The sequence below is a fragment of the Promicromonospora kroppenstedtii DSM 19349 genome, assembly GCF_000515355.1.
Taxonomy (GTDB): Bacteria; Actinomycetota; Actinomycetes; order Actinomycetales; family Cellulomonadaceae; genus Promicromonospora; species Promicromonospora kroppenstedtii.
This window is the reverse complement of the sequence record NZ_KI911743.1, coordinates 10694-13408: the sequence shown is the minus strand read 5'-3', so window position 1 is coordinate 13408 and position 2715 is coordinate 10694. Positions and strand designations below refer to the sequence as shown.

The 2715-nt window shown below is 73.3% G+C and carries 4 protein-coding genes; all 4 read right to left on the bottom strand.

The features are described from left to right. Window positions 1-406, bottom strand: a 406-nt coding sequence (locus tag PROKR_RS23995; RefSeq protein ID WP_036968649.1) for a GTP-binding protein, incomplete at its 3' end; no start/stop codon positions are given. Between the two features lie 118 nt (window positions 407-524). After that, the gene (locus PROKR_RS23990) at window positions 525-1169 is read right to left on the bottom strand and encodes an AAA family ATPase (protein ID WP_051433301.1); all 645 of its coding nucleotides are present in this window, start codon (window positions 1167-1169) and stop codon (window positions 525-527) included. Window positions 1170-1401: 232 nt separating this feature from the next. After that, window positions 1402-1965: a hypothetical protein gene (locus PROKR_RS23985; protein WP_211240225.1), complete on the bottom strand. Its 564-nt coding sequence runs from the start codon at window positions 1963-1965 to the stop codon at window positions 1402-1404. A 154-nt stretch (window positions 1966-2119) separates the two neighbouring features. Continuing rightward, on the bottom strand, window positions 2120-2715 hold a 596-nt coding region (locus tag PROKR_RS23980), incomplete at its 5' end, for a [protein-PII] uridylyltransferase family protein (RefSeq protein ID WP_036968646.1).

Here is a 2715-nt window from a genome sequence, read left to right as displayed (position 1 = left end):
GGGCACCGCGCCGGTCGATCTTGTTCACGAACACGATCACCGGCAGCCGCAGCCGCTGCAGGGCGCGCATCAGCACGAGCGTCTGCGCCTGGACACCCTCGACGGCGGACAGCACCAGCACCGCGCCGTCGAGCACGGCGAGGCTGCGGTCCACCTCGGCGATGAAGTCCGGGTGGCCGGGGGTGTCGAGCACGTTGACGGTGACGTTCCCCGCGGGGAACGACGCCACGGACGCGCGGATGGTGATCCCGCGCTCGCGCTCCAGCGCGAGCGAGTCGGTGAGGGTGTCGCCGCCGTCGACGGAGCCGAGGCGGTCGATCACGCCCGTGTGGTGCAGCAGGCGTTCGGTCAGGCTGGTCTTACCGGCGTCGACATGGGCGACGATCCCGAGGTTGAGGTACGACAAATGCAGTCACGTCCGTGGTCAAGTGGGTCAGGGCACGGGGCGTGACAGCTGTCATCGGTGTTCCAATCTCTCGGGTTCCCTCCGACCCTGCCGGTAGGGCGCGGGTCCGGGCAACGGTTTATTCGACGGCGGCATCCTCCAGCCCGGCCGTGAAGCCAGGCCGGTCGGCCCCGGGGCGCGGCCGTGCGACGTCGGCGTCGGTCACCACGGCCCGCCGCGCGGCCTCGGCGACGATCAGGTCGGCGGTCTGCTCCGGCGTCTGCTCGCCGGAGTCCAGCCACCAGCCCAGGTCGCCGAGCTCCCGCTCCTGGTTCCGGGCCAAGGGCGCGACGTCGTAGTCCACCCGCGTCTCGACGGCCCGCGTCGCGTTCCGGTGCCGCGCCACCGCCAGCGGCGGACACAGCACGACCAGCATCAGGGGCCGTGCCCGCAGCCGCCCGTGGACGTAGGCCAGCTCCGCCCGTGTCTCGACGACGGTGTCGACCACCGGCGTGAACCCGGCGTCCGCGAAGTCGTCCGCGGTGGAGCAGGCGGCCGTGGCCCGCAGCCGCAGCTGCGCCAGACCGTCAGGCCCGGGGTTCCAGCTGCCCTGCTCGTCGATCATGTTCGCGCGGCCGCTGACCAGCATCATGCCGAACACGTCGCCGTCCACCCGCGCGGCGCGCGGCAGCCGCTCGGTCACGAGCTGGGAGACGGTCGTCTTGCCGGCGCCGGGCGTGCCGGTGAGCAGGATGCATCCGGGCAGATGCTCCGGTCGCGTCATCGGTGCGCTCCATCGGTGATCGGGTCGGCGGTCGGGCCGGTGGTGCCGGCGGACGGCACCGCGTCCCGCCAGGCCACAGTTGGCATCACGCCCCGACCGTAACGACGACCCCCGCTGCCGGTCCCGGCTTTTCCGGCCGGCAGGCGTTGAGCACAGCGGTTGCTGCCGCGCCGGGCCGTCCCGTGGCAGCAACTGCTGTGGTCAACGCCGGGTGGTCTTCGGCCAGGCCCGCCTAGCGCGGCGACCGGCGGCGGTAGTAGGCGACCGTCAGGACCGCGAGCAGCGGGCCCCAGGCCAGCAGCGGCGTGTAGCAGACCGCCAGCAGCACCTTCTGCGCGAGCGTCGGGAAGAGGAAGTCGAGGTTCCCGCCGAAGGTCCCGCTCATCAGGTTGACCGCGGCGAACGTCCAGATCACGGTGAGTGCGATCGACCCGAGAGCCGCGGCGACGGTCGCGGCGAGCCTGTGCACCGGCCGCCCGCCGACCACGGGAAGCCAGTCCGGGAGCACCTCGCCCCACCGCTGGACGAGCCCGAGGGACAGCAGGGCCAGCAGCTCCGCGACCAGCGAGAGCCCGACGATCTGGACACGTTCGCCGAACGGGATGGCGACGGCGGTGCTCGCGACCGGCAGCCCGAGCACCAGGGCGATCCGCCAGAGACCGGACGGCACGGTGAGCAGGGCGACGGCATGCGCCAGACGACGGATACCAGGGCCGGCCTTCCCGGCAGGCGGGGCTGTCCGGGCCGGCGGGGCTGTCAGGGACGACGTGGCTGTCGCGACGGTTGGGGTGTTCATGCCATCGATGCTCGTCGCGCGGACGCGCTACCCGGATCCCCCGCCGTCGTGAGCTCGCTCCCCCGACCGGGTGACTGACCATGCACCTGCTGCCAGGGACCTCACCCGCCTGGCAGCAGGTGCATGGTCATCTGTCGGGTCACCGGGCACAGCCTCACTCCGCCCCGTAGAACACCCGCTCCATCACCGCCCGCGCCCGGCGTGCGACCCGCAGGTACAGCTCCTCCAGCTCCGGGCCGGTGCCGACGTCGCCGAGCAGGCGCGCGATGCCGGTCAGGGCGTGGCTGTCGTGCGGCAGCATGTCGACACCCGATCCCGTGGTGCGACCGGACCACAGCACGATCGCCGACCGCAGCCGCGACGCCAGGACCCAGGCCTCCAGCAGCACCTCGGCGTCGTCGTCGGACAAGAGGCCGGCCTGCCGGGCCGCCTCCAGCGCCGAGACGGTGCCGGTCGTGCGCAGGCCCGGCACCTCGAACGCGTGCTGGAGCTGCAGCAGCTGGACCGTCCACTCGACGTCGGACACCCCGCCGCGGCCCAGCTTCAGGTGCCGCGCCGGGTCCGCACCGCGCGGCAGGCGCTCCGACTCGACGCGCGCCTTGATGCGCCGCACCTCCCGCAGCACCGACGCGTCCGGCCCGCCCTCCGGGTACCGCAGCGGGTCGATCAGCTCCGTGAACCTGGCGCCCAGCGACCGACCGCCCTCGGCACCAGGCCCGAGGTCGAGCTCGCCGCCGACGTCGGCGGGCG